Raw genomic sequence first — 25,593 nt, 5'->3', positions numbered from 1 at the left:
ATTTATGCCTGTTATTGGGAGAAAAACGTGCTAGTTGATCAGATCATCTTAACAGGCATTATGCTCGCTTTAGTCGTGTGCTTATTTGGCACACGACTCAATCCAGCTTGGTTATTCGTCAGCGCCATTGGCGTGAGTTATTTAACCGGATTAATCGAGTTGGAATCTATGTTGGTGAACTACGCCAACCCCTCTTTGATCACCCTTGTTTTACTGATCTTAGTCTCTATTGCCATTGAAAAAACCACCTTGGTACAAAAGCTTGCCAGCACACTTGCCAGTGGCAGCTTATCCAAATCAGTGATGAAACTTGGCCTCTCTACTGCGTTTTTATCGTCTTTTACGAACAACACTGCGGTGGTGGCTTCGCTTATCAGTACCATCAAAGAGAGCCAAACACATTCGCCCTCTAAATTACTTTTGCCATTATCATATACCGCAATCTTAGGCGGTACATTAACCCTCATTGGCACATCAACAAATTTAATCGTCAATGGCTTTGCCGTTGATGCTGGCATGGCTCCGCTGGGCTTTTTTGATTTCACGTTAGTAGGTATTGGCGCACTTGTCGTGGGTCTAATGACCATACTATTACTGCTTAAGTTTCTGCCTGATCACGGTACCGAAGACCAAGAAGTAGTGCCCTTTTATTTAGAAGGTAAAGTCGCAGCAGATTCAAAGCTGATTGGTCGCACTGTTGAAGAAAATGGATTGCGTGATTTAAAAGACTTATTCCTAGCAGAAATTATCCGCGGTGAACGACGCATTTGCGCTGTCACCCCACAGCAAGAAATTTGCCAAGGAGACGTTTTACTCTTTGTTGGCGACATAAAATCAGTGCCTTTATTACGTCGCTTTGACGGCCTTCAGGTGGTTCATGATAAACACGAAAAAGACGTAGAACACTTGGTCGAAGTCGTTGTGAGTCAGTCATCAAAATATATTGGTAAAACCATTAAAGAAATCCGTTTTCGCGAGCAGTTTCATGCCGCCGTTATTGCCATTCGCCGTGGTCATGACCGCTTACAAGGCGGCCTTGGTAAAGTGAAGTTACAAGCTGGTGATTCACTCATCCTGGCGCCTGGCAGTGACTTTTATAATCTGCCGGATCTTAAGCGCGAGTTTGTGTATATCTCAGGACTAGATTTACAAACACATTTAACTAAAAAGCAATCTGGCCATGTGTTAATTGGATTTGCAGCGGTCATTGGCTTGGGTATCTTTGACATCGTGCCTTTAGTAAAAGGCCTGATGGTGCTGCTACTTGCACTGGTTGCCCTTGGCACCATCAAGGTGAACGAAATGAAACGCCGTTTTCCTATTGAGTTACTGGCGATTGTCGGCAGCGCAATTGGCCTTGCCAAATTAATGATAGAAACCGGCTTGGCTGCTCAGCTCTCTGATGCCCTCTTTTTATTACTCGGAGATTTTGGGCCATATGGTGCCTTTATCGCCATCTTTGTGATGACAGTGGTATTTACGGAACTTATCACCAACAATGCAGCTGCTGCATTGTCTTTTCCAGTGGCCTATGCACTAGCCATTGGTTTTGGCGTAGATCCACTCCCCTTTATTATGGCTGTTGCATTTGGTGCGTCAGCCAGCTTTATTTCACCCTTTGGTTATCAAACAAACTTGATGGTGTATAGTGCCGGAAACTACCGCATAAAAGACTATGTTACGGTAGGCGTTCCGCTATCAATTATTTATTCTATTACCGTCCTGACCTTGATCCCATTGGTCTTTCCCTTTTAATGGATAGCTTCATGGATAAAAATATTGTTTGGCATAATTATGCCGTTGAAAAAACACATCGCAGTGAGCTCAAAGGCCATAAACCTGTGATCCTTTGGTTCACTGGCTTTTCTGGTTCAGGGAAAAGTACTGTGGCCAATGCCCTTGAAAGTGCTCTTCACCAAAGTGGTGTGCATACGTACTTACTCGATGGTGATAATGTAAGGCATGGCCTATGTAAAGATCTCGGCTTCAGTGATGCAGATCGTGTCGAGAATATCCGTCGAGTAGGTGAGCTAAGTAAGCTCATGGTTGATGCAGGCCTTATCGTACTGACCGCGTTCATTTCTCCGTTCCAAGCAGAACGAGATATGGTGAGAAATCTCGTTGAAGACGGTGAATTCATCGAAGTCTTTTTAGATACACCGCTGGAAGTGTGTGAACAACGTGATCCGAAAGGCTTATACAAAAAAGCCCGTGCAGGTGAAATCAAGAATTTCACGGGTATCGATTCTGATTACCAACCACCCGTTGCCCCTGAAATAAGATTGAACACAGGTGAGAATTCACTTGAGCAGTCCGTCCAGCAACTGATAGATTACTTAAAAGATAAGAATATCATCCAGTAGCAAGGATAACCTATGAATGATACCGACCTGCTCGAAGAACTCGTCGAGCTTTCTCGCCTCGCTGGCGAAGAGATTATGCAAATTTATGCCAAAGATTTTGCCATCGAGTTTAAAAATGATGATAGCCCAGTGACAGAAGCTGATTTGGCTGCTAATCGAGTCATCACCGCAGGCCTTTCGCGCTTAACGCCTGACATTCCCATTTTAAGCGAAGAAAGTGCCAATATCAGCTGGCAAGAGCGCCAAACTTGGCAACGCTATTGGTTAGTTGACCCAATCGATGGCACTAAAGAGTTTATAAAAAAGAATGGCGAGTTTACTGTAAACATTGCTCTGATTGAGAGGGGCAAGCCAACCATGGGGGTGGTATTTGCCCCAGCACTGAACATTTGCTACTTAGCTGCACAAAGCATTGGCGCATTTAGAGAATGCGGTGAAGCTCGCATTGAGCTCAAAGTAACTAAGAAGCCAAATCAAGGCACCATCAAAGTTGTTGGCTCTCGCTCACACCCATCAACTGAATTAGCAGACTATCTCGCACAATTTGATGATGTGGAAATGGTGCCCAAAGGCAGTTCGCTTAAGCTGTGTTTAGTGGCTGAAGGCGAAGCAGATATTTATCCTCGACTTGGCCCAACCAGCGAGTGGGACACAGGTGCAGGCCACGCAGTAGCAAGCATAGCCGGTGCAACTGTTAGCCAAATCGATGGCTCGCCACTGACCTATAATCAAAAAGACTCTTACCTTAATCCATACTTTGTCGTTTCAAGACTCGAGGCCTAATCTCATTTGAGTGCTCTGTATGAGCACTCCGCTTCTGCTTTACCACCTTTGTGTTGATTATGCTGGGCTTTTGCACCACTTACTTATACTATAGCGGCCAATGAATCTTGGTTATTGCACACGGAATAACCCGTCTGTTTTGTTTGGAAACTCTCTTTCTTGTTGGAATTAAATATGGACTTTACTAAGCTCTCAGCAGCCTTGTTTTTGGCTCTCTGTGCCCAAAGCACACAGGCTGCAAGTACCTCAGAAGATGAGGTCGCTGCCCTCAATCAATGTATTTTAAATCAGGCCATTTCTGGTGATGATACCCGTACAATTAAAGAGGTACGCGAGTATTGTGAGCAGCAAGTGAGTGCACTGAGCCAACTGGACAAACGCATGGCAAGAGAACGTGTCACTGAAGAAAACCGCAATGTGCTGACCCCGCACCATAGAAATTATATTCTGCCAGTCTCATACATCAAAAACCCCAATAATCGCCCATTTGATGGCTTTGCTGATAAAGCCAATAAAGAAGGCGAGCCACTTGATAACGTTGAAGCAAAATATCAAATTTCATTAAAGCTGCCGATTTATCACAACTTCGAAGATAAAGATCAGGCCATTTATATGGGCGTTACACTACAATCCTATTGGCAGGTTTATAACAAAGACATTTCATCTCCCTTTAGAGAAACCAACTATGAGCCAGAAATATTCTGGGTGAACTTCTTGGATGATGAAAATGTCTTATGGGGCGATGAGATGGCTTTTGTACTGGGTATTTCACACCAGTCAAATGGCAGAAGCCAGCCTAACTCACGTTCATGGAACCGTATCTATGCTAATTTCATTTGGGAATATGACGGTTTCGTTTTTAGCTTCAAACCTTGGTACAGGTTACCTGAAGATGAAAAGCCAGCAGATAACTTAGCAAAAGGCGATGATAATCCGGATATCCACAAATATATGGGCTATTTTGAACTTAGCGGTGCCTATCGCTTTGACAATGATCATGAAGTGGGGATGATGCTGCGAAACAATGCTGGCGGTGATAACCGTGGTGCCGTTCAACTAGATTGGTCATTCCCTATTTCAGGGCGCGTTCGTGGCTATGCACAATACTTCAACGGGTATGGAGAAAGTCTCATCGATTACAACGCCCATATCCAACGACTGGGCCTAGGTATCGCCATCACAGATTTACTCTAAACCGTATCAGTCCGGTCAAGAAGCACTTGACCGGATCTTTTTTCTAACGCTTTACAAAGAACACACCGCAAAACTTCGCCACTAAGACATCACCATCGTATACGTTGACTGGCACTGTATACTTGGCTTTACCTTCAGTTTCAAGCTCTGACAATTCGCCACTACACTCAGACAAAGTCACCGTAGCGCCTGGCGCTGTCGTTAACGGTTTAAGATATTTAATTTCAGCGTCCGCAAGCACAATGTCACCTTCGAGATTAAGCTCTTTTAACGCCAGATATGTTGCACCCCACCCCGTCAGAGTCGCCATGCTATAAACCGAGCCTGCAAACATCGAGTTGTGCAAATTCAAGTTGGCTTTCAAGTCCGCTTTTGTCGAGAACTGCCAATCAGTGTAACTTTCAACTTTAATGCCCATAGCATCACTGATAGGAATAGACTCACGCCACGTATCTTGTAACACTTGTGTCCAATCTGGATGTCTGAACCAACCTGGCTCTGATGGCTTTTGCTTGACCATTTTCCAATGCTGTACATCACCATAAGCAAGGTGTGCTTTTTCAACCACTTTATAACCATGACGCTCATAAAATGCCAAAGCGCGCTCTCTGGCAAACAACACCAGCTCCTGCGCATCTTGCGTCCAAGCAATCTTTTCCAGCTCATGTAGCAATCGGCTACCCAGATGTTGACCTCGGTGCCCTTCGCCCACCGCCATATAACGCACTTGTGCTTGAAGGTGATTATTAAAGTGTAAACGCGCAACTGCCAGCACTTCGCCTTCATTGTTTTTTATGTACCTGTGCTCAGCATCTTGCTCTAAATCGTCTTGCTCTGAGCCTCTTGGTTGATCCCAAGGTGCCCTGAGTACCTGCCAACGCAATTGATAATAGTCTTGCCAATCTTGGCTACTCTGCGGCGAAATGACTGGAAACATATTTACTCCTTTTGATGCACACCCATGCGCGTGCCATTTTTGTGTTCTACCTTACAAGAAAAATCCTGAACAGGAAATGTTCAACACAAAATCATCGACTAATTGTGTAAAATCATCTAAACACAGTGGAATTACCTCAATCCTTGTCTATGCTGATGGAACTATGCAAGATTTTTTAACTGAATCAGGAACCGTCAGCAACGATTTTGTCGCCCAAAGCCACGAGCTTGGCCACTTGTTATATTGGCATAAGCACGGAAAAACGAGCATACAAGTTCGACAAGAAAAAACGCTTCGTTGGCTATTGATAAACAATACGTTACAGTCAATCGTTGAACTGAATCACCCGGAGCACTTGCTTTTCCCTCATTTGCAAGTGTTGGATGACCTATGGCAAAAATACCCGACACCAGACCGAGTACTTGAATTAGGGTTGGGGGCGGGTGCTATTCGAGACTATCTGCATAGCGTGCACCAAGATTGTCAGGTCATTTCTGTCGAGAACAATCCCGACATTATACACTGCTATAAGCGCTACTTTGGCGGGGATCACATCAGTGAAGTCAATTGCAGTGACGCCTACACAGTCTTAGAGCTTGAGCATAGTCGTCCTTTTAACTGGATTATTTTAGACCTGTTCAGTGAATTGGATGCACCACGATTTTTATACCAGCACAAATTTTACACCCTACTACGCAATAAGCTGTCGGAGCAGGGGGTACTATTTATCAACTTTATTGCAGAGCACGAATCACAGTTAAAACAGCTAGAACACTTGCTCATTATCAACTTCGGAAAAAAGCCACATATACATCAAGTGCCCGGCTATGCTAATCATATTATCGTTGTTGAACGCTAGACAGATAGATTAAATGTCACCGGCCCATCATTACACAAACTCACCTGCATATCTGCGGCAAATTGTCCTGTTGCCACCGTAATACCAAGCGCTTTAGCCTGTTCAACAAAATATTCATAAAGTCGCTTTGCTTGCTCTGGCGTGCCCGCTGAAGAAAAGCTGGGTCGCATGCCTTTTTTCGTATCGGCAGCTAACGTAAATTGTGAAACCACCAATAATTCACCACCAATGTCTTTAAGACTTAAATTCATCTTGCCTGCATCATCGGTAAAAATTCGGTAGTTACTGACTTTATGCAGCAATTTATCCGCATTTTGCTCCTCATCGATTTTTTCAACACCGAGCAAAAGTAAAATGCCCTGCTGAATTTCTCCAACAACTTTTCCATCAACTTCAACTTTCGCACACTTGACCCTTTGAATTAATCCTTGCACTTTAACCTCTGTTTTTATCAATTTTGCACAGCAGTAAGTCTGCCGCACGGCGAATAGCCTCCGAATATACTTGATTTGACGTGCAGTGCCCAACGCCTTCTAAAATAAGTAGCCGAGCATTCAATGATGCGGCAAATTTTTGTGCCATAGCAAAACGACACACTAAATCATGGCGGCTGTGGATCATCCAAATAGGCAAAGCTTTTAAATTATGAGCATGCTTAAATAGCGCTTCATCTTCTAAAAAACATTGATTAGACATGTAATGCACCATTAATCTAGCTTGGGCGACAATATGTACCGGTGAGGGAAGTTGATACCGCTGTAATTGTGTTTCCACGCTTAATTGCATATCCCAATCATGCCAAAGCTGCGCCGCTTTGTGCTGTGATAATTCATCGTCGCCAAATAACTGCTGTTGATAATGAGATAACACCTGCTGATGTGAGGCGAGTCCCTGTGAAAACTGAGTAAAGCGCTCTGGATAAAACTGAGCTCCCGCACCTTTGTCACCATATAACCAAGCGATATCTGATGAGGTCGAGAAAAAACTCGCCCAAGTGATCACCCCGGATACGCGATGAACATGTTGCATTGCAAACCACAAGGCTAACGTCGCGCCCCACGACCCACCTGCGAAAACACAACGTGGAATGTCGAGATAATCCAATAGCGTCACAATATCATCAATAAGTAATGCGGTGTGGTTGTGCTCAAGTGATTGAGGGGAAGAGTTGCCACATCCCCTTTGACTATACAAAATAATTCGGTATCGCTTTGGATTAAAATAGCTTTGAGCTGCCCTATGCAACCCAGCTCCGGGGCCGCCATGCAAAACCAACAGCGGAACGCCTGCAGCGTTACCATATTCCTCAACGTGCATCTGGTGACCGTGAGAAAGCGGTAAATGAAAACTGCGCAGCGGCTCTGTTGGCTGATACAGTAGGGTCATGGATTTACCTCATGATTGAGGTGCGTCGCTCTCCTGTTCATGATGTTCGGCTAAACAAGCTGTAAACTCAGCGCCTAATAACACCACCATCCATGATAAATACACCCAAACAAATAAAATAGGAATAGTTGCCAGCGCACCATATATGACCTCATATGACGGAAAGTGGCTAATATACATAGCAAACCCTCTTTTCGTCAGCTCAAATAAAAAGGCAGCAAATAATGCGCCCGGTATCGCGGCTTTAAACGACACACGTGTATTTGGAACTAAAGTATAGAGCATAATGAAGCCTGCCATTGAAATTACATAAGGCAGTAATTTTAATAGCAAACCACTAAAACCAGGGATCCCTTGATCGGCGAACGATACCAAAGACACAATATAAGAGGTAACACCGATACTGGCTCCCAGTAACACCGGCCCAAGCGTTAATACCATCCAATAAATCGCAAATGAAATCATCAGCGGACGTTTAGTCTCAACGCGCCAAATGCGATTTAACGCACTGTCCACATTGCGGATCAGTAACAATGCCACCGCAGCCAAAAAGCTAATCCCCACTGCGGTCATTTGGTTTGCATTCCCGGCAAACGCACTGATATGCGCCTTTATGGTATCAGTAGAAGTCGGGACAAAATTCGTGAAAATAAAGTTCTCGATTGCCAAACGGGTATTCTCAAATCCAGGGAATGCAGTGAAAATTGCAACCCCCACCGCGATGAGCGGCACCAGAGAAAGTAAGGTGACATATGCCAAGTAACCGGCATTAATAGTAAGCTGATCTTCTTTGCAGCGCTGGAAAAAACGCCGCCACCAACTGGGCTGCGCATTTAAAACTACGCGCGCTTGCGCTTTTATTTGTGGCCAATGTTGTTTCATAATTATTTATACATTGATGATTGCTTTGCACATCTTACCAATCCACTTCATAATTTAAAGTAGCCCTATTAAGTAAAAGGATAAAGTATGCCCCTAAAATACCTAAAAATTTATGCTTTAATTGCCGCTTGCACCTTGTTGAGTGGCTGTAAAAGTGCGCAAAATGCTTATTATTCTGCGTGGGAGCAGGTTGGTGTACATAAACGTGATATTCTTGTTGATCGCGTTGAAGACACTCAGCAATCTCAACAAACCTCTCAACAAGAGTTTCAAAACGCACTTGAGCGCTTATCCGTTCTCATTGATTTTGATGGTGGAGAGTTACAAAGTGTCTACGAGCAATTGAATAGTGACTTTGAAGCGAGTGAAAAAGCAGCACAATCTGTCACTGACAATATTGATAAAGTAGAGTCTGTTGCCGATGCTTTATTTGAAGAATGGGAAACGGAACTTGAACAGTTTAGCAATCCAAAATTAAAACGCAGTAGCGAGCAAAAACTGCGACAAACTCAAAGGCAATATGACAAACTGCTACGTTCGATGCGCAAAAGCGAGTCAAAAATGCAGCCCGTACTCGACTCTATGAAAGACAATGTTTTATATCTAAAACACAACCTCAATGCGCAAGCCATTGCGGCAATCAGAGGGGAGTTTACCAATTTAAAGCGTGATATTCAGGGGCTGATCACAGATATGAATCGCTCAATTGCCGACTCCACGGCCTTTATAGAGCAAATGAACAAAACCTAAGTACCTAGATGCACTAAGCAGCTGCTTAGTGCATCTCTGACATATTAAAAGCTGCTTTATCATACACCCAGTTGATTTCATGCTCAGAGATAATCAATAAAAACGCTTCTTTGATAATCGCCTTTAACTGCGCAACATCCTTAATCAAGGTCTCGTGAACCTCTGCAGTTTCCTCATTGCGATACACATATAACAGGTTATTTAGCGTATGGCGTTCTGTTTTCGTCATCCGTGATAAGACTAAGTGATTTACAAACAGTGAGTCTGGATGCTGATGACAATGAAAGTGCGCCACATCGCAATCACTTTCAAAGGTCTCTGAGAATTCAACATCATACAAGGGCATTGATTTAGGAGATGTGAGCGTCAGTACTGCGCGCTGTGCACTACGCTCAATGTGGTAAACGGCGTTTTCATCGCATACATCAGTAGTATTATCAATGGGTATTAAAATACGTGGCGTTTTACTACCAAAACCCACATCGATTAAATATTCACTGTGGTTGTATTTAAGCAACGTCACGCGGTGTGAGCGTGGATTGTCCCATTTACCATTCAGTAAGACTCTGGCGAGCAAAGGAGAAACATCAAAACCCAGCGATTGCAATGCTAGCATCATGATTTTATTGTGCTCGAAACAGTAACCGCCCTGCTCTTTTTCAACCACACGAGCAAATACAACATCAAACTCTAAGCTTAATAGTTTATCTTGCATCGCATTGATACTGCTAAAACTAAACCGCGCGAGGTGGGCTTTTATCAGCTGTTCAACAAACGCTAAATTACAATTCTTAGGTGTTTCTAACCCTAACTTAGATAAATACAGTGCCAATTGCGACGGTGTCATAACACCTCCTTTAATCTTGCTTAATTTTATATCGCGCTATCATTCGCGCAGCAAGATAAAACCTAAAGCAAAGTTGAGGTCAACCTATTAACTGGCAAACTCGGCAATTTTTTTGTTCTGCTCAAGATACAGTAAATGCAAAGCTTCTTCTTCTAATAAAGGCTTACTCATCAAATAGCCTTGCATTTGCTGACAATAAAGAGAAGACAATACCGACAACTGCGCAGATTGCTCTATCCCTTCTGCTGTCACTGTGAGGTTGAAGCTGTTAGCGATGGCACAAATAGCCTCAATCAACTGGCGTGGATTCCCCACGTTCTCAATTCCGTTTACGAATGCGCGATCTATCTTCAAACCATCTACAGGCAATACATTTAAGCGAGATAAGCTACTATAACCTGTACCAAAATCATCAATATAAATACCAAAACCCATCTCATGCAATTTTTGCAGTGGCGCAATCAAGCTATTTTCCTGCGCCATCATCGCCGATTCAGTGAGTTCAATTTTAAATTGTGTAGGGTCTAACTCTGTCTGCTTAAATTGTTGCAGTAACCAAGTCATGAACCCTTTATGTTGCAATTGTAAAGGCGAGACATTCACACTCATAAAAATGCGTTTATTGGGAAAGCGCTGCACACACTGCATAGCACGAGAAAAAACCCAATGCCCTAATTTAACAATTTGCGCGCACTCTTCAGCAATTGGAATAAACTCTGCAGGACTGACTATACCAAGCTTTGGACTATGCCAACGCAGGAGTGCTTCAAACCCAACAATGGATTTTCCGAGCTGACAATAAATAGGCTGAAATCGCAGTGACAACTCAGTGTCCATATTCAGCGTTTGTAATTCGCGCTCAATCAATAAACGACGAGCAGCTTCATCAGCAATGGTCGAGGTAAAGATATGAAAGTCATTTTTACCGCGCTTTTTCGCTTCATACATCGCCACATCGGCATCATGCAATAGCTTCTCTGCTTCATAATTGTGACAAGGCGCCGTAAAACGACGCACACCAACGCTGCCACTGACCGAATGCCTGCTCCCTTGATAAATAAATGGCTCTCGTACGGCAACTAAAATATCTTCAAGCAGCAGCTCTAAAGGCGCCTGCAATGCATTCGCATCAAGCAATACAGCAAATTCATCGCCACCTAAACGCGCAATATCCGCATAACTGCCAACCAATTCTCGCATCCGAGCAGCAAATTCAACCAGCAACTTATCACCAGCAAGATGACCTAATGTGTCGTTGATCAATTTAAAGCGGTCTAGGTCGATATAGAGTAAAACAAATTGACCCGAGTTGCGGGTTCGGCAAGCTTCAACCAACTGTAAAAAAGTCTGCCGATTTAGCAAATCCGTTAAGCTATCATGCTGGGCCTTATATTTAAGCTGCTCATTAAATAGCTTGATCTGCGTAATATCTGTCACACGGCCTTCATAGATGGTGTCATGACTATGACAGATCCATGAGCCAGTCTGTCGCAACCAAACGCCACTAGAGTGGTTTGAACCCGCTAACCACTCCAATTCATCGTGCTGCTCAAACCTTGAGACCATCTTGCGCCACGTCGCAGCAAAGTCACTATCGAGCATTAAATCACTGAGTTTCAGGCCATTAAATGGTGACGCTTGACCACTGAGCAACGCTTTAAAAGCCGGGTTTGCATCTACCAGCACGCCATGTTTATCTAGGACAAATAGTCCTTCACTGCTGTTAACAAATAAACTTTTATATTTGCGCTCAGCAACAATTTGCTGTTGCAGTGCAAATAGCCTTTTGTCAGAGGCATGTTTTAATTGATCGTTCGCCTGTGCCAAGCTTGCCGTGCGCTCTTCTACAAGCGTATTCACCGTTTGATGCTGTCTTGATAAATAACGTACTTGAAACAACACCATCAACCCCAGCGCAGCCGCAATTAATACTACCATGGCGATGATCAGCGAATAATTATTGAAAAATGAAGGCTCAAGCTGTTCTTGCGTATAGAGATGAATTTCAATCTGATGACCAAAAAAGTCCATATTTTCAATGATACCCGGTTGCTTATCGGATAATTGATGATGGCTTTGCCAATCTGATGTAAACAGTAATTTATCCCCAGACAGTACTCTAACTTGATGGCCATTGTCTTGGTAAACTTGACTGAATAAGCCTTCCAATAAGTGTTGTAACTCAAAGCCTATACCCAATGCCTTCGCGATACTAGCACTGTGAAATTGCTCAATAACAACGCTCCAACGATCAGACATCGGCCAATTCACTGCTTGTAACTCACTGTTTTTTAGACGTTCAGATAACGTATCCGATATCGCTACGGCACTTCCTAGCAAATGACCAAACTCAGACACTGGCGCAGTCTTAACCATGGTTAAATAGCGAATGCTTTGCGTGTGCGGCAAGTGTACCGTAAAATCGAAAAAGCCCAATTCACGATACTGTTGCTCCAACTGAGCAACTTGGTCCCGCTCGATAACGGCGTAGGATTCCAAACTTAACTCAAGCTCTAAACCCGCTAATTGAGATTGGGCTAAATGATAAAACTGTTCCGGCGTGATCTCTGGCGTTGCCCTTAGATAAGCTTCTATCGAATATAACAAATGAGCAAAACGCTGCAGTTGCTCACCCATTCTAGATTGATATTGCGACACTTGCTGCTCAAGCTGATGATGACTGCGCTGAGTGTAATGATCATGGAAAATCACCGCCATATAGCAGATCACGAACAAGTATATGCTGTAAATCCAACCGCCAAACTTAATTGGTGATTGAAAGAATTTTTCCCACTTTTTTACTCTAGACATCCGCTCATAACACTGTACCATTGCACCACTTGATAATAATTCTTATTTGCGATGATTAAAAGTAAACTTTGTTGTTTTTACCCGTTTTTGCTACTAAGTACCCAAGTTTTATCCAACGATGACGAACTTAACGTCTATTCGTTCCGCAAGTACGAACTTATCAAGCCAATGCTGCAAGCTTTTGAACAACACAGTGGGGTCAAAGTAAACTTGGTCAATGGCAAGTCTCACTTTTTACTTTCACGTCTAAAAGCCGACGGTGCACAGTCTCGAGCAGATGTGATTCTCAGCTCCGATTTGGTGCAACTCAGTGCCCATCGCGCACTATTACAGCCGATGACGGAGTTAAAAGGTTGGTCTGTTCTGCCTGATGTGTTTAAAGATCCAGATCAGCACTGGGTGAGCCTCTCCATGCGAACCCGTGCACTATTCACCCGAAAAAACGATACATCCAGTGCATTTATTCCAACCTACTTTGCGCAGTTCAGTGAGCCGCACATGCAGGGCAAGTTTTGTGTTAGAGATTGGCGTCATAGCTATAACAAAACCTTGTTTGCCAGTTTGCTATCAGGCAATCGTGAACAAGATACTCAATGGATAAAAAACGCCAACAAACTGCTAGCAAAGCGCCCTTCAGGTGGCGATAGAGATCAGCTACGTGGGCTTGCCAAAGGACAATGCCAATATGCACTGGCAAATCATTATTACTGGCATATGATGAAACAGTCGAATAATAAGCAGGAAGTGAAAATTGCCTCGCAACTTGCAATGCACTTTTTGCAAATGGCAAATGGGACAACGCCCGTTTCTACCACCACGGCAGCCATCGCAAAACATGCCCCAAACAAAGAGAATGCACTGGCATTTATCGACTTTTTATTACTTCCACAAACGCAAAAAATGTATGCGCAGCTGCTCAATGAATTTCCTGTGGTCGCCATCGAAGGCTATCAACTGCCCTTCAAGCCAGCATTGGAAAACATCAACTTAAGTTTAGAGTACACACAAAAAGCCAACAAAGTACCTGCCGTTTAAGGCTATGTTGTGATATTCGACACAAACAAGTGCACCCTATGATCGAATTTGGTGCACCTTGAGGTCATACTCATCCGCATGTCTGACAGGCTTGCGAAAGCCACTTTTGAACCGCCGTTTTTGGGTAAAGCACATCTTTAAATAATCTATGACGTTCAAATTTCAACGCCTTTTCAGTGCTCGGCAAACCCGCTTGGACTTGGCTGTGATGCGTGTTGAAACGTGAGATCAGCGAGAACTTATCACGCGCAATCTTAAGGTGAACATTAAGGTAAGCACGCACGTCATCGGCGGTCATTAAACCCAGTGCGTCCAAATTCATCAGCTCTTTTTTTAGTTTAGAGCGAATACCCATGGTTGATCTCCCTGTGTTGTCAAAATGGAATCAATCAAAGTTGCAAGCAAAATACACACCAAATGCTGCAATTACATTAAAGACCACAACAATCACGAAAAAGTTTCGTCATTCATCTTAACTGCACGGTATACTGTCGCAAAGTCGCATTATGAGTTGTGATATGAATCAAGAATACGTTGAAATTGAACTTGAAGAAGAACCCATCGAGCTTTGCAATTTACTCAAAGTACTCGATTTCGCAGAAACTGGCGGACAGGCAAAACAGCTGATCACCCTCGGCTACATTGCTGTGAATAACGAGCTATGCACGCAAAAACGCAGAAAAATTTACTCTGGTGACACGCTGCACTTTGACGGTGAGGTCTTTATGCTGACGCTCGCCGAAGATGCAATCCCCAATCCGCGTCCTCCCGAACCTGTTACACCACCTAAAGCGCCTAAAACCGCCACAACAAAAAGTACAGCTAATAAAAGAAAAAGCGGGAATAAAAAGCGTAAAAAACAGGGGCAGGTCGACAGTAAGACAGGCCGTAAACCTATTTCTTTTGGATAACAAGGAGTTCTCAAGCAATGAGCATTTGGTTTAAACCCATTACCAAGGAACTTTGCCAATCTCTAGATAAAGGCTTACACGGTAAAGGCTCATTAATGGCCACCCTTGGCATCGAAATCGATGAAATTGGCGATGACTATTTAGTGGCCACCATGCCTGCGACCGTCCATCACCACAATCCAATCGGTATGGTGCATGGCGGTGCCAATGTAGCTTTAGCAGAGACTGTCGCTAGCTATGCGGCAAACTTTGTCGTTGATTTTGAGCGCTTTTACTGTGTTGGCCAAGAGATCAATGCCAATCATTTAAAAGCCTCTCGAAACGGCACATTGCGCGCCACCGCCAAGCCACTGCATTTGGGTAAACGCACGTCGGTATGGGAGGTGAAGATCACCAATGCCAAAGGTGAATTATGTTGTGTGTCACGTATGACTGCTGCTGTGATTGAGCGTCCAGACAAGCAGCGAAGTATCTAAACATCATGGACCATATTGATACATTGATCATCGGTGCCGGTGTGGTCGGTCTATCCATTGCAGCCAAGCTTAGCCAGCATCGAGAAGTCTTCGTGGTTGAGCAAGGTAAACATTTTGGAGAGCACACCAGCAGCCGCAATAGCGAAGTGATCCACGCTGGTATTTATTACCCCACCGACAGTGCAAAAGCGTGTCATTGTGTCGCAGGTAAAGCGCTACTTTATCAGCACTGTAAAGACTATGGCGTGCCGGTCAAACAGCTCGGTAAGGTAATCACAGCGCAAAACGATGCTGAAATACAGACGCTAGAAAAGCTCATATTGCAGGCCGAACAAAATGGTGTAGACGACCTATATTGGCTAAGCCAAGCAGAGCTGCAACAAAAAGCGCCGCAGATAAAAGCCAAAGAAGGGCTCTTTTCACCCTCAACCGGCATTATCGACAGTCATCAGTTGATGCTCTCCTTGATAGGTCAACTGGAGCAAAACCAAGGGCACTTTGTAGCAAATACACAATTTATCAGTGCAACACCAGTAAAGCAGGGATTTTTGGTAACACTCAAGTGTGAGGGTCAAACCTTCACGCTCAGCTGCACCCACTTGATAAACGCAGGCGGCCTATTTGCACAGCACAATGCGGCAAAAATTGAAGGGCTAAGCAGTGCAAAGATACCGCCTATTCACTATTGTCGCGGACAATATTTTAGCTACCAAGGGGCACATCCATTTAAGCACCTGATTTATCCTGTGCCAGAGCAGCATGGACTCGGTATACACGCCACCATTGATCTAGCAGGCCAGTTACGCTTTGGACCAGATACTCAGTTTATCGACGCCATTGATTACGCAACAGATAACAGCGCTTTAGATAAGTTTTATCAAGCCATACAGCGCTACTGGCCACAGGTTGAAAAGAGTAAATTACAAATTGATTACGCGGGAATAAGACCTAAGTTACAAACAACTGGGTCACAAGATTTCTTCATTGAAGATAGGCATATTCACGGCATTCCTGGCCTTATTAATTTATTTGGCATTGAGTCGCCGGGATTGACGGCTAGTCTCTCTCTGGCTCAGTCTGTCGCGGATCAGCTTATTGCTGCATAAAAAAGGCGACATCTATGTCGCCTTTTTTATCATCATTTTGATTTTATGTATCATCAAGCTGTTTCGCTCTTTGATCCATTAGCTTTTGTACATTTTGCGCATCTTGCACCAGCTTTTTCACCTCACTGGGATTCATGCTGTTAATACCGTTTTTACCCTCTAAGCCGTCCGTATTCTGTGCTTTTTCCTTCAAAATATCGGTATTCTCGGCCGCCATAATGGTTATTTTCGTCGGGTCCAAAGTATGTACTTGACTATTAACACGGGTGTTTGGTCTATCTGAATAGTGCCAGTTTCCCTTGGCATCTTGCCATTTATAAATGGTCGCTTGTGACGCTTTAGCCGCTTCGCCATCCATCATCCCTTTCGCACTATTAACCGCATCATTAAGCTCACGCTTTGATTTATCGAACAACGCATTTGCTTCTTGCTGTGCTTTGCCAAAAATCATATCAATGCTGAGATAGGGCTTACCGTCAGGTCGCTTGATGATAAATAATGACGCGAGTCCAACTAACATCATCATAATTAACATATAACTTGCGGATTTCATTTCGGCACTCCTTTTTCACTTGAGGCCACACTTGTAAAGTATAGCTTGGTATTGCGCACAGTTTGACAATTGGGCAAAAAATTATCAATAGAAAATGAGTTGGAAATGGCAGGTAGAATTGCGTGGTTTTGAAAAGTTAATAAAAAAGCCGCAATCTATGCTGCGGCTCATAAAACATTTAGATGCCATCACCATCAATGTGTAAACCACATTCACGGTTAAGACCAAAAAAGCGAGTTTCCTCTTCAGTCATACCCGGCTCTAGTTTACGCGTCGTATGCACATCCCCCATAGACACATACCCCTGCTCCCAAAGCGGGTGATAAGGTAAGTCATGCTTAGTTAAGTACTGATAAACGTCTCGATTATGCCAGTCAATGATAGGGTAAACTTTTACACTACCTCGGCTAATTTCTAGGATCTGCTTATCAGAGCGCGTTGAAGATTGCTGACGACGCAGGCCACTAAACCAAGTACCAACTTGCAACTCTTGCAGTGCACGTGTCATTGGCTCAACTTTATTCAAAGTATTGTAGTGTTTAATGCCTTCTTCACCTTGCTCCCACAGCTTACCGAATTTAGCTTCTTGCCAAGCTGGACTATATTCGCTGCGATACACTTTGAGGTTTAGCTTCAGCCTTTCAGTCAATTCATCCACAAACTGATAAGTTTCTGGGAATAGGTAACCGGTGTCAGTTAAGACCACAGGAATATCATTTTTTTGCTGTGATACGAGGTGCAGCATCACCGCCGCTTGAATACCAAAACTTGACGACAGCATATGGGTGTCAGGCAGATTCTCAAGCGCCCAAGCAACACGCTCTTCGACACTTTTTTGTGCCAGCATGCCATTCGCATCAGCAAGCAATGCCTGCTGTGTTGCTTTATCTAGGGTTAATATTTGCTTAAATTCGCTCATAGCTTGTCCTATTATGGGGCCCTATCGGGCCCTTATTATTAAGCGTGGAAATCTGTTTTTGAAACTTTAACTTCCGCAACAATACCTTTGCGGATCACAAAATCACCAAAGCACTCTTGCTCTTGACGCTCAGCAGCCCACTGACCTATCAACTCATCCAGCGCAGGAAGGTAAACATCTTCACTGACGTTTTCTAGATAAAGCTTAGGAACACGCGTACCTTCACGGTTACCGCCAAGATAAACATTGTATTTACCTGGACCTTTACCAATAAAGCCCACTTCCGCCAACATCGCACGGCCACAGCCGTTTGGACAACCCACCACACGCATGATGATGTCATCGTTTGGAATGCTGTGTTTTGCTAATAGCGCTTCTGTTTTTTCTACCAACTCAGGTAAATAACGTTCCGCTTCTGCCATCGCCAGTGGACAAGTAGGAAGTGCCACACACGCCATTGAGCTTTTACGCTGTTCGGTGTGCGTGTCATCAATTAAGCCGTGCTCACGGGCAATTTTTTCTATTTCAGCTTTGTCTTCTTCAGCCACACCCGCGATGATTAAGTTTTGGTTTGCAGTCATGCGGAAATCACCTTTGTGGATCTCTGCAATTTTGCGACAACCTGTTTTCAGAGGCTGGCCTGGATAATCTAGAATACGACCACTTTGTAAGAATAACGTCAGATGATGTTTGCCATCGATGCCTTCAACCCAACCGAAGCGATCGCCACGGTGAGTAAATTCATATGGACGACTCTCAGCAAACTTGACGCCAGCACGCTTCTCCACTTCCTCTTTAAACGCATCAATACCAAATGCATCTAGTGTATATTTGGTTTTTGCGTTTTTACGGTTTACGCGGTTACCCCAGTCACGCTGCACACCAACAACATGCTCTGCCACTGCTAGCGTATGCTCAAGTGGAATAAAGCCAAAGTCATCAGCACGACGCGGGTAGGTGTTCACATCACCGTGCGTCATTGCAAGACCACCACCAACAAGTACGTTGAAGCCAACTAACTTGCCTTCTTCAGCAATCGCAACAAAGTTCAAGTCATTCGCGTGCACATCCACTTCGTTATTCGGTGGGATAGTAACCGTGGTTTTAAACTTACGAGGCAAGTAAGTAGAACCTAAAATTGGCTCTAGCTCTGTTGAATCTTTGCGCTCGCCATTTAACCAGATCTCTAAATAAGCACGTGTTTTTGGCAGTAAGTGCTCCGAGATCTTCGCAGCCCACTCATACGCTTCTTGGTGAAGCTCTGACTCTACAGGATTCGTTGTACACAATACATTTCGGTTTACGTCACCCGCAGTTGCAATTGAGTCGACACCCACATCATGCAAGGTTAAGTGCATTTCTTTGATATGCGGCTTTAACACACCATGGAACTGGAATGTTTGACGTGTTGTCAGACGAATACTGCCGTAAGACGTTTTCTCTTCTGCAAACTTATCAATGGCAAGCCATTGTTCAGGCTTAATGATACCGCCAGGCATACGTGCACGTAACATCACATTGTGCAGCGGCTCTAGCTTCTGCTTGGCACGCTCAGCACGAATATCGCGGTCATCCTGCTGATACATACCATGGAAACGGATCAGCTGGAAGTTATCTTTAGTAAAGCCACCAGTTAGTTGGTCGCCTAAATCGGTTTCAATGGTACCGCGTAAGTGCTGACTTTCTGTTTTTAAACGTTCGTTGTCAGCAAATTTCGCCTCAGGATCGTGCTTACTATTGGGCTTAAAATCTTGATTGCTCATGGTTTTTCCTAAATTCTATACAGTGACGGTAAAAGTGCGTGATGACGTCTATTAGTAGACGTCTTTTTGGTAACGGTTAGCACTACGCAACTCTTTCAAATACTGCTCGGCCTGTTCATCATCTTTACCACCATAGGTTTTCACGATGTCTAACAGCGCCTGATGCACATCTTTGGCCATACGTGTAGCATCGCCACACACATAGAAATGTGCTCCTTTTTCTAACCAAGCAAAAACTTCTTCGCCCTTTTCACGTAAGCGGTCTTGAACGTAAATTTTTTCTGCCTGATCCCGGCTAAATGCTAAATCAACTCGACTTAGCAATCCTGATTTCACATACCCTTGAATTTCTACTTGGTATAAGAAATCTTGTGTAAAGTGCGGGTTACCGAAGAGCAACCAATTGTCTCCTTCAGCTTCTCGCGCATCACGCTCTTGTAAAAATGCTCTAAATGGCGCGATACCTGTACCTGGACCAACCATGATCACAGGTGTGTTATCATCACTTGGCAAACGGAAGTTATCATTGTGCTCACTGAACACCTTAACTTTCGTGCCCTCTTCAACGCGATGCGCTAAGAAACCAGAACAACCGCCAAAATGCTGCTCGCCAAATGCTTCAAATTCGACTAAACCAACCGTTAGATGAACTTCTTCTTCCACCTCTGCTTGGCTCGACGCGATAGAGTACAAGCGCGCTTGTTGTTTGCGACAACACTCAACCAGTGTTTGCGCAGCAATCTCGCTTGGGTTTTGTTTGATAACATCAAAGATCTGGCGCGCTTCTAAATATTCACGCAGCGCTGCTTTGTCTGTTACTAGCTTAGCCAATTCCTCATTCCCAATGGCCGTCGCATACTTTTCAACAAACCCAGGATATGACTGAGTCAGTTCAAGTTTTTCAATCAGTGCATCGCGCACACTGAAGGTGTCATCACCCAGTTTTACTTCGCTCTGAGGGTCGATATTTAATGTGCTAAGTACCTCATCAACCAGTGCTTCATCATTTAAGAAATACACACCTAATGCATCGCCTGGCAGATAGCTAATATCAGAGCCGTCAAGATCAATTTCGATATGACGTACATCTTTGGTTGAATCACGACCGGTAATTTTCACAGCCGATGAAATTTCAGCGGTAAATGGGTTTTGCTTTGTATACTGGCTATGTGCAGCTTGCGGTGCACCAAACGGGGCACTCACAACATTCGTTGCGCCACCAGCAGCTTGCTGCGCTTTGAGTTCTGGCTCAAATGCATCAAGTGCTGATGCAATCCACGCCTCAGCTTGCTCTTCATAGTCAACGTCTAAATCAGCACGCGCAACGACACTTTCAGCACCTAGCTTTTGTAGGCGCTCTTCAAAATCAATGGCCGTTTGACAGAAGAATTCATAACTTGAATCTCCCAAGCCTAGCACCGCAATTTTAACGCCATCTAATTTAGGCGCTTTTTTGCCGACTAAAAACTCATGTAGATTTTCAGCGTCTTCTGGCGGCTCACCTTCACCGTACGTTGATACAGCAACAGCAATGAATTTTTCTTTCTTTAAATTGCCAGGCTTATAATCCGCCATGTTCACCAACTTAGCATCTAGGCCACGTGATTTAGCCTGTGCCTCTAGCTGAGCAGCAACGCCCTTTGCATTACCTGTTTGCGAACCATATAAGATAGTTAATGGCGCAGTATCTTGCGCAGGTGCCGCAGCTTGACCAAGCACGCCTCCAAGCGCCGCAGTATTGGCATTTGCAGCCAAGTAACCACTCACCCAAGCTTGTTGAATAGGGTTTAGTTCAGCCACTAACCCCTGTAACTTTTGCAGTTGTTCTTGTGAAAGCGGACTTGCCGCAGCACTCAGTTGACTTAACAACATTGTTTATTCCCCGTAACCCATTTCGATTTACTTGCTCTGGCACTTTAGTGTGCAGGTCATTTAATAGCATGCAGGATACTGTTCCTATCCCTCAACAAAAAGAACAGTATCTGCTTTGTTATTCTTTTTAGTTATGAAAAGAAAAAAACACCAACGAAAACAGATTAAAAGAAGTGTTTATTTTTTGATCTGTTTTTTATTAACATTTTAATAACGGAGGTGCAGTTCTTCTTCCGTGTTTTATCAGCCCAACACAATAAGAGAACACAATGAAAATATATAGGACAATAAAAAAATATTATCAACCAGCTGTTTTAGCAACAATTTTTAGTGCAGGCAGCCAAGCGCAAATCAATAATGGTAGCTTTGAACAATGGCAATACGATAGACCGAGTAATTGGTCTATCATTGATTCTGGGATCACAACATCTCCAGTTACAACGCCTGTGCAAGCCGGTCAAACAGCGGCCGCCATTACCGTTAATACTGCAACACAAGGCAATACAGATTTTCGCCAAAGCATTGCCGTTGTTGCAGGGCAAACATATGACTTCAGCACCTGGGTTTATCACACCGAAGGGGGAATCAAAGCCCGTCTATATGTTGATGGTTATCGAGGATATTCAAACTCACAGCTAACAGCTCAATGGCAACAAATAAACTATCAATACAAGGCAAGTACTTCAAAAAACATTGAAGTTGGCTTGCGGTTTTACGATGTCACCGGGTTTGACGGTAGCGAAGTCGTATATGTCGACAACTACAGCACAGGCACAGCAACGACACCACCACCTCCCCCACCAGAAAACTGCCAACACAATACGGTGAGCTTTACGCTCAAAACTGATAACTACGCGAGCGAAACCAGCTGGCAACTTGCAAACAAAGCTGGACAAGTCATAAAAAATGGCAGTGGTTACAGTAATAATCAAACCATCACAGAGACCCTGTGTTTAACCGATGATACCTATACCTTCACGATTTTAGACAGCTACGGTGATGGTATTTGCTGCTCCCAAGGTAATGGCCGTTACGAGTTTTTCCATAATGGTCAAATCCTGATATCTGGTGGGCAATTTACCAATCAAGAACAAAAGCAATTTACCCTAGGTAATGACGGCGGCAACGGCCAAGATCCCACAGGCTATTATGCCACTGCTGCAGGCTTAACTGGCCTTGCCCTCAAATCAGAACTACACGCCATCATTAAAAACCACAACAACCAAGGCTATGGTGCTTTATGGTCCTTCATCGACCAACATGAACGCGACCGCTATTTTGAAAAAGATAACTCTGTACTTGATCGTTATTCCGAGCAGCCAACAAATGCTGATGCCATTAATTTTGTTGCGGTGGGCGATCAGTGTGGCAGTTATCGTGGTGAGGGAGACTGTTATAACCGTGAACACTCTTTTCCAAAAAGTTGGTTTGGTGGCAAAGTGGAGCCAATGAACTCAGACGTACACCATATTGTTGCCTCCGATGGCTATGTGAATGCTAAGCGCAATAGCTTTCCATTTGGTGAAGTAGGCAATGCCAGCTACACCTCTTCTAATGGCAGTAAAGTCGGGAGCGCATCTGGCATTGGCTATAACGGCACGGTATTTGAGCCCATTGATACTTTCAAAGGTGACTTTGCGCGAATTTATTTCTATATGGCGACGCGCTATGAAAATGTCATTGCCAGCTGGCACAACAAATCAAGTTACGGCAGTGATGTGCTCAATGGTACGTCAGGACTTGTCTATGAAACTTGGGTGATTACTATGCTTAAACGTTGGCATCAGCAGGATCCTGTCGATGATATAGAGCGCGCGCGTAATCAAGCGGCCTATGAATATCAAGGCAATCGCAACCCTTATGTGGATCACCCTGAATTTGTAGACCTGATTTGGTAAGCATAAAAAAAGAAAAAAGCGGCCCATTCCATTAGGCCGCATAACATACTCAGCGCAGAGTCTACGTGAGTGTTAAAGTAGGTAAGGTAACCGTGTTCCTAACTTATAAATCGAATCGATCTTCCACCACCGCTGCGATTTAAAAGCGCACTTACCTAGGCTCTATCGTTAAGGGAGATAAAGTCATTTTGGCATTGTTGCTGGCCCCCATTAAATTGGAGTACCTGCGGTTTTCAAATAGGGTGTAAAACACATCAACATAGTCATCATCATTGCTAAACCAGTGGCTCGGCATCGCTTTGATCAGTTCATTGGTTAACTGAGGAATAATGGCATAGCCCTGCACTTTGGGGTTGGGGATCAATTTCATCGCTTGAGTGACCACATCTAAAAAAGCCACTGCCAATTCTTGGTAGTTGGTATTATCGTCGTGTTCCATCAGCAATACATCAGCTGCTTGCCAACGATAACGTTCCCAATGAATTAAAATTTGGTTCGGCGCATAGTCTTGCCCATCATGATCTAGATACGGCAAATCGACAACATCGAGCACAGGTTCATCTCTGCTTGGGCTGACGCCATTAACTATCGCATAGACTTCTGCCGCACCGGATATCCAAGGCTCTTTGTCATCATTGAGCCGAATACGATTGATCACTGAGGTAGAAATAGCTGTATCAGCGTGTAATGAGTTGAGCACCGCAGTACCATCCACTGAGGAATGGTTGATTTGGTGCTGAGTAAACACCTCACGCATTACCGCAATTCCCGCCTTGTGCACGATTTGCTTATCAAGTTCAACCACCAATACTGGCTGCTGTGGTAATTGTGTCGCATCGAGTAAATGGAGCTGGCCATGTTTATCAAAAGCCTCGACATGTAGCCACTGTGTATCTTCACCGCGAGGCGCAAATGCAACTAAAGGTGACTGACCTTGTTGCCAAGCATCCAGCATGGCTTCATCGGCTAAACGGACTTGGAAAACTTGATGACCGCCACTTGGTAAGCCTTTCAATTGACGCGTCAATCCACTGGCCTTTGAGCCAAGAGCTGAGACATCACTGGAAAGCATCATTTTTGAGAGATTAAGTTTATTGAAACTATTCAGCTGTCCTAACCAAGCCTGCTCGTGACTGATAATATCTCGGGCAACGGCTTTGGCAACAACGCGTTTAATGTCGGCGACCTGAAAACTTGCAGTATTAAACTTATCAACCGAATGCAACGAAGATTCTAAACTTGACTGTACATCAAGCGATTGTGCTAGCGTTTTTCCACTCATTAAAGCCATAGCGATAGTCACTGAGGCTAACTTTAGTAACCTATGCATAACATTTCCTTGAAATAATCCGTGTGTTTACTCAAAAGCAGCGATTAAAGTGTGTTTACTCGCATAGCCACATTAAAACAGCCCACTTAATTTATCAAGAAATTAATAATGAATTAACATGTAAATTTTTAACTTTTTGCTATATATATGAATTTAATAGATAAAGATTTAGTTTTAGGGAGTCTGAAATAATAAATTTTTTAGCAATAATTCATTATGGATAATAATTAACCGCATCGAGCTTAGTCTCATTAAAATTAACTCGCGCCAAAGGTATCATCATTATAGACATACAAAATAAGCTAATGATTTTATTGTATTTAAAATATTTTGTAGTGTAGTTGGAAGTAAGCGTGGATGTGATAAGCGGGGATCAACAGGCCTCGAACTATGAGGCCCAGTAACAAAGCGAGGTTATTTTTCGATAGGATAAAGGGTAATTTCAATCCCTGCGCCAATCGCAGAGATCCTTAATAAAGTATCTACATCAATTGCTTGTGAATAACACTTTGGTGCTTCACCGGATACAAAACCAATATCAAATGTGCGTTTTTTACAGCTAAGCCATTGCTTAAGCGCCGCTTTTGAACATGACTCTATGAGTTCGCAAAGATGATTTATCGCTTTATTTGGGCTACTCACTTCAACACTGGCTTCAATACGCGCAAGTTCACGATACTCATCTTTGTCATAGTGCAATACAACCGCATTGCGCTTCAAATCTGCAACCAAAGCGGAGATGTCATGTTTGGATTCTAACTCTAAGTCGACATTTAAAAATTGGATTTCTGACATTGCGAATGCGTTACCTTGCTTTGAGTGGACCTTAGGCCCTATGTTTATACTCTGTCTGCACGCTAGCATAGACATTTGCAATGTACACAATAAGTCATACTTTTGGGTGCGACAATTTGTCAC

24 protein-coding genes are annotated in these 25,593 nt (G+C 43.7%); 11 read left to right on the top strand and 13 right to left on the bottom strand.

Annotated features, from left to right (window positions below):
* Nucleotides 1–60: 60 nt before the first annotated feature.
* The 4 genes from N477_RS22180 to N477_RS22165 all read left to right on the top strand — a co-directional run bounded on the left by N477_RS22180 (nt 61) and on the right by N477_RS22165 (nt 4,340).
* A complete protein-coding gene (locus N477_RS22180) occupies nt 61–1,755 on the top strand; it encodes an SLC13 family permease (protein ID WP_063361629.1) in 1,695 nt (564 codons plus the stop codon).
* An 11-nt stretch (nt 1,756–1,766) separates the two neighbouring features.
* On the top strand, nt 1,767–2,363 hold the full coding sequence (gene cysC, locus N477_RS22175) for an adenylyl-sulfate kinase (RefSeq protein ID WP_063361557.1): 597 nt from the start codon (nt 1,767–1,769) through the stop codon (nt 2,361–2,363).
* Nucleotides 2,364–2,375: 12 nt separating this feature from the next.
* Nucleotides 2,376–3,146: a 3'(2'),5'-bisphosphate nucleotidase CysQ gene (cysQ, locus tag N477_RS22170; RefSeq protein ID WP_063361558.1), complete on the top strand. Its 771-nt coding sequence runs from the start codon at nt 2,376–2,378 to the stop codon at nt 3,144–3,146.
* A gap of 174 nt (nt 3,147–3,320) precedes the next feature.
* A complete protein-coding gene (locus N477_RS22165; RefSeq protein ID WP_063361559.1) occupies nt 3,321–4,340 on the top strand; it encodes a phospholipase A in 1,020 nt (339 codons plus the stop codon).
* 43 nt (nt 4,341–4,383) lie between these two features.
* Here N477_RS22165 and N477_RS22160 read toward each other — a convergent pair whose 3' ends face one another.
* The gene (locus N477_RS22160; protein ID WP_063361560.1) at nt 4,384–5,277 is read right to left on the bottom strand and encodes a bifunctional GNAT family N-acetyltransferase/hotdog fold thioesterase; all 894 of its coding nucleotides are present in this window, start codon (nt 5,275–5,277) and stop codon (nt 4,384–4,386) included.
* 163 nt (nt 5,278–5,440) lie between these two features.
* On the opposite strand from N477_RS22160, the gene N477_RS22155 reads away from it, so the two are divergent.
* Complete coding sequence (locus N477_RS22155; RefSeq protein WP_063361561.1) at nt 5,441–6,136, top strand: spermidine synthase; 696 nt, start codon at nt 5,441–5,443, stop codon at nt 6,134–6,136.
* Here the strand turns inward: N477_RS22155 and dtd are convergent.
* The 3 genes from dtd to N477_RS22140 are packed head-to-tail and all read right to left on the bottom strand — an operon-like array spanning nt 6,133 to nt 8,404.
* Entirely contained in the window at nt 6,133–6,570 is a 438-nt protein-coding gene (gene dtd / locus N477_RS22150) for a D-aminoacyl-tRNA deacylase (RefSeq protein ID WP_063361562.1), read from the bottom strand. The genes N477_RS22155 and dtd overlap by 4 nt on opposite strands.
* Nucleotide 6,571: 1 nt before the next feature.
* The gene (locus N477_RS22145; protein ID WP_063361563.1) at nt 6,572–7,522 is read right to left on the bottom strand and encodes an alpha/beta fold hydrolase; all 951 of its coding nucleotides are present in this window, start codon (nt 7,520–7,522) and stop codon (nt 6,572–6,574) included.
* A gap of 9 nt (nt 7,523–7,531) precedes the next feature.
* Nucleotides 7,532–8,404, bottom strand: a complete 873-nt coding sequence (locus tag N477_RS22140; RefSeq protein WP_063361564.1) for a virulence factor BrkB family protein — start codon at nt 8,402–8,404, stop codon at nt 7,532–7,534.
* 87 nt (nt 8,405–8,491) lie between these two features.
* On the opposite strand from N477_RS22140, the gene N477_RS22135 reads away from it, so the two are divergent.
* Entirely contained in the window at nt 8,492–9,154 is a 663-nt protein-coding gene (locus tag N477_RS22135; RefSeq protein ID WP_063361565.1) for a DUF2959 domain-containing protein, read from the top strand.
* A gap of 25 nt (nt 9,155–9,179) precedes the next feature.
* On the opposite strand, the gene N477_RS22130 is transcribed toward N477_RS22135, so the two are convergent.
* Nucleotides 9,180–10,001 carry an arylamine N-acetyltransferase family protein gene (locus N477_RS22130; protein WP_063361566.1) on the bottom strand — a complete coding sequence of 274 codons (822 nt, stop codon included), beginning with the start codon at nt 9,999–10,001 and terminating at the stop codon, nt 9,180–9,182.
* Between the two features lie 87 nt (nt 10,002–10,088).
* Nucleotides 10,089–12,812 (bottom strand): putative bifunctional diguanylate cyclase/phosphodiesterase, encoded by a 2,724-nt coding sequence (locus N477_RS22125; RefSeq protein ID WP_081216420.1) that lies wholly within the window; start codon nt 12,810–12,812, stop codon nt 10,089–10,091.
* Nucleotides 12,813–12,863: 51 nt separating this feature from the next.
* On the opposite strand from N477_RS22125, the gene N477_RS22120 reads away from it, so the two are divergent.
* On the top strand, nt 12,864–13,847 hold the full coding sequence (locus tag N477_RS22120; RefSeq protein ID WP_063361567.1) for an extracellular solute-binding protein: 984 nt from the start codon (nt 12,864–12,866) through the stop codon (nt 13,845–13,847).
* Between the two features lie 70 nt (nt 13,848–13,917).
* On the opposite strand, the gene N477_RS22115 is transcribed toward N477_RS22120, so the two are convergent.
* A complete protein-coding gene (locus N477_RS22115; protein WP_063361568.1) occupies nt 13,918–14,202 on the bottom strand; it encodes a hypothetical protein in 285 nt (94 codons plus the stop codon).
* A 163-nt stretch (nt 14,203–14,365) separates the two neighbouring features.
* Here N477_RS22115 and N477_RS22110 point away from each other — a divergent pair, with 163 nt between their 5' ends.
* The 3 genes from N477_RS22110 to N477_RS22100 are packed head-to-tail and all read left to right on the top strand — an operon-like array spanning nt 14,366 to nt 16,340.
* Nucleotides 14,366–14,758, top strand: a complete 393-nt coding sequence (locus N477_RS22110) for an RNA-binding S4 domain-containing protein (RefSeq protein ID WP_063361569.1) — start codon at nt 14,366–14,368, stop codon at nt 14,756–14,758.
* 17 nt (nt 14,759–14,775) lie between these two features.
* Nucleotides 14,776–15,234, top strand: a complete 459-nt coding sequence (locus tag N477_RS22105) for a PaaI family thioesterase (RefSeq protein ID WP_063361570.1) — start codon at nt 14,776–14,778, stop codon at nt 15,232–15,234.
* 5 nt (nt 15,235–15,239) lie between these two features.
* A complete protein-coding gene (locus N477_RS22100; RefSeq protein ID WP_063361571.1) occupies nt 15,240–16,340 on the top strand; it encodes an NAD(P)/FAD-dependent oxidoreductase in 1,101 nt (366 codons plus the stop codon).
* A gap of 43 nt (nt 16,341–16,383) precedes the next feature.
* On the opposite strand, the gene N477_RS22095 is transcribed toward N477_RS22100, so the two are convergent.
* The 4 genes from N477_RS22095 to N477_RS22080 form a co-directional block, all read right to left on the bottom strand.
* Complete coding sequence (locus N477_RS22095) at nt 16,384–16,893, bottom strand: DUF4124 domain-containing protein (RefSeq protein WP_063361572.1); 510 nt, start codon at nt 16,891–16,893, stop codon at nt 16,384–16,386.
* A gap of 178 nt (nt 16,894–17,071) precedes the next feature.
* On the bottom strand, nt 17,072–17,812 hold the full coding sequence (locus N477_RS22090) for a phosphoadenylyl-sulfate reductase (protein WP_063361573.1): 741 nt from the start codon (nt 17,810–17,812) through the stop codon (nt 17,072–17,074).
* 38 nt (nt 17,813–17,850) lie between these two features.
* Nucleotides 17,851–19,575, bottom strand: a complete 1,725-nt coding sequence (gene cysI, locus N477_RS22085; RefSeq protein WP_063361574.1) for an assimilatory sulfite reductase (NADPH) hemoprotein subunit — start codon at nt 19,573–19,575, stop codon at nt 17,851–17,853.
* Nucleotides 19,576–19,626: 51 nt separating this feature from the next.
* On the bottom strand, nt 19,627–21,447 hold the full coding sequence (locus tag N477_RS22080; RefSeq protein ID WP_063361575.1) for an assimilatory sulfite reductase (NADPH) flavoprotein subunit: 1,821 nt from the start codon (nt 21,445–21,447) through the stop codon (nt 19,627–19,629).
* A gap of 269 nt (nt 21,448–21,716) precedes the next feature.
* Here N477_RS22080 and N477_RS22075 point away from each other — a divergent pair, with 269 nt between their 5' ends.
* The gene (locus tag N477_RS22075; RefSeq protein WP_063361576.1) at nt 21,717–23,345 is read left to right on the top strand and encodes an endonuclease; all 1,629 of its coding nucleotides are present in this window, start codon (nt 21,717–21,719) and stop codon (nt 23,343–23,345) included.
* A gap of 151 nt (nt 23,346–23,496) precedes the next feature.
* Here N477_RS22075 and N477_RS22070 read toward each other — a convergent pair whose 3' ends face one another.
* Both N477_RS22070 and N477_RS22065 read right to left on the bottom strand, forming a co-directional pair.
* Nucleotides 23,497–24,675 carry a DUF3103 family protein gene (locus N477_RS22070; protein ID WP_063361577.1) on the bottom strand — a complete coding sequence of 393 codons (1,179 nt, stop codon included), beginning with the start codon at nt 24,673–24,675 and terminating at the stop codon, nt 23,497–23,499.
* Nucleotides 24,676–25,089: 414 nt separating this feature from the next.
* Nucleotides 25,090–25,470, bottom strand: a complete 381-nt coding sequence (locus tag N477_RS22065) for a hypothetical protein (protein WP_063361578.1) — start codon at nt 25,468–25,470, stop codon at nt 25,090–25,092.
* Nucleotides 25,471–25,593: the final 123 nt, after the last annotated feature.

The organism is Pseudoalteromonas luteoviolacea H33-S, from assembly GCF_001625695.1.
GTDB lineage: Bacteria > Pseudomonadota > Gammaproteobacteria > Enterobacterales > Alteromonadaceae > Pseudoalteromonas > Pseudoalteromonas luteoviolacea_B.
Note: the sequence above shows the minus strand (reverse complement) of the source record. Positions and strands in the feature narration are given on the sequence as shown.

What these genes read in the sequence shown, in the direction of transcription:
- N477_RS22180 (WP_063361629.1), top strand. Translation starts at nt 61, where the DNA reads ATGCTCGCTTTAGTCGTGTGCTTATTTGGCACACGACTCAATCCAGCT.
- cysC (WP_063361557.1), top strand. Translation starts at nt 1,767, where the DNA reads ATGGATAAAAATATTGTTTGGCATAATTATGCCGTTGAAAAAACACAT.
- cysQ (WP_063361558.1), top strand. Translation starts at nt 2,376, where the DNA reads ATGAATGATACCGACCTGCTCGAAGAACTCGTCGAGCTTTCTCGCCTC.
- N477_RS22165 (WP_063361559.1), top strand. Translation starts at nt 3,321, where the DNA reads ATGGACTTTACTAAGCTCTCAGCAGCCTTGTTTTTGGCTCTCTGTGCC.
- N477_RS22160 (WP_063361560.1), bottom strand. Translation starts at nt 5,277, where the DNA reads ATGTTTCCAGTCATTTCGCCGCAGAGTAGCCAAGATTGGCAAGACTAT.
- N477_RS22155 (WP_063361561.1), top strand. Translation starts at nt 5,441, where the DNA reads ATGCAAGATTTTTTAACTGAATCAGGAACCGTCAGCAACGATTTTGTC.
- N477_RS22145 (WP_063361563.1), bottom strand. Translation starts at nt 7,522, where the DNA reads ATGACCCTACTGTATCAGCCAACAGAGCCGCTGCGCAGTTTTCATTTA.
- N477_RS22140 (WP_063361564.1), bottom strand. Translation starts at nt 8,404, where the DNA reads ATGAAACAACATTGGCCACAAATAAAAGCGCAAGCGCGCGTAGTTTTA.
- N477_RS22135 (WP_063361565.1), top strand. Translation starts at nt 8,492, where the DNA reads ATGCCCCTAAAATACCTAAAAATTTATGCTTTAATTGCCGCTTGCACC.
- N477_RS22130 (WP_063361566.1), bottom strand. Translation starts at nt 10,001, where the DNA reads ATGACACCGTCGCAATTGGCACTGTATTTATCTAAGTTAGGGTTAGAA.
- N477_RS22125 (WP_081216420.1), bottom strand. Translation starts at nt 12,812, where the DNA reads ATGTCTAGAGTAAAAAAGTGGGAAAAATTCTTTCAATCACCAATTAAG.
- N477_RS22120 (WP_063361567.1), top strand. Translation starts at nt 12,864, where the DNA reads ATGATTAAAAGTAAACTTTGTTGTTTTTACCCGTTTTTGCTACTAAGT.
- N477_RS22115 (WP_063361568.1), bottom strand. Translation starts at nt 14,202, where the DNA reads ATGGGTATTCGCTCTAAACTAAAAAAAGAGCTGATGAATTTGGACGCA.
- N477_RS22110 (WP_063361569.1), top strand. Translation starts at nt 14,366, where the DNA reads ATGAATCAAGAATACGTTGAAATTGAACTTGAAGAAGAACCCATCGAG.
- N477_RS22105 (WP_063361570.1), top strand. Translation starts at nt 14,776, where the DNA reads ATGAGCATTTGGTTTAAACCCATTACCAAGGAACTTTGCCAATCTCTA.
- N477_RS22100 (WP_063361571.1), top strand. Translation starts at nt 15,240, where the DNA reads ATGGACCATATTGATACATTGATCATCGGTGCCGGTGTGGTCGGTCTA.
- N477_RS22095 (WP_063361572.1), bottom strand. Translation starts at nt 16,893, where the DNA reads ATGAAATCCGCAAGTTATATGTTAATTATGATGATGTTAGTTGGACTC.
- N477_RS22090 (WP_063361573.1), bottom strand. Translation starts at nt 17,812, where the DNA reads ATGAGCGAATTTAAGCAAATATTAACCCTAGATAAAGCAACACAGCAG.
- cysI (WP_063361574.1), bottom strand. Translation starts at nt 19,575, where the DNA reads ATGAGCAATCAAGATTTTAAGCCCAATAGTAAGCACGATCCTGAGGCG.
- N477_RS22080 (WP_063361575.1), bottom strand. Translation starts at nt 21,447, where the DNA reads ATGTTGTTAAGTCAACTGAGTGCTGCGGCAAGTCCGCTTTCACAAGAA.
- N477_RS22075 (WP_063361576.1), top strand. Translation starts at nt 21,717, where the DNA reads ATGAAAATATATAGGACAATAAAAAAATATTATCAACCAGCTGTTTTA.
- N477_RS22070 (WP_063361577.1), bottom strand. Translation starts at nt 24,675, where the DNA reads ATGCATAGGTTACTAAAGTTAGCCTCAGTGACTATCGCTATGGCTTTA.
- N477_RS22065 (WP_063361578.1), bottom strand. Translation starts at nt 25,470, where the DNA reads ATGTCAGAAATCCAATTTTTAAATGTCGACTTAGAGTTAGAATCCAAA.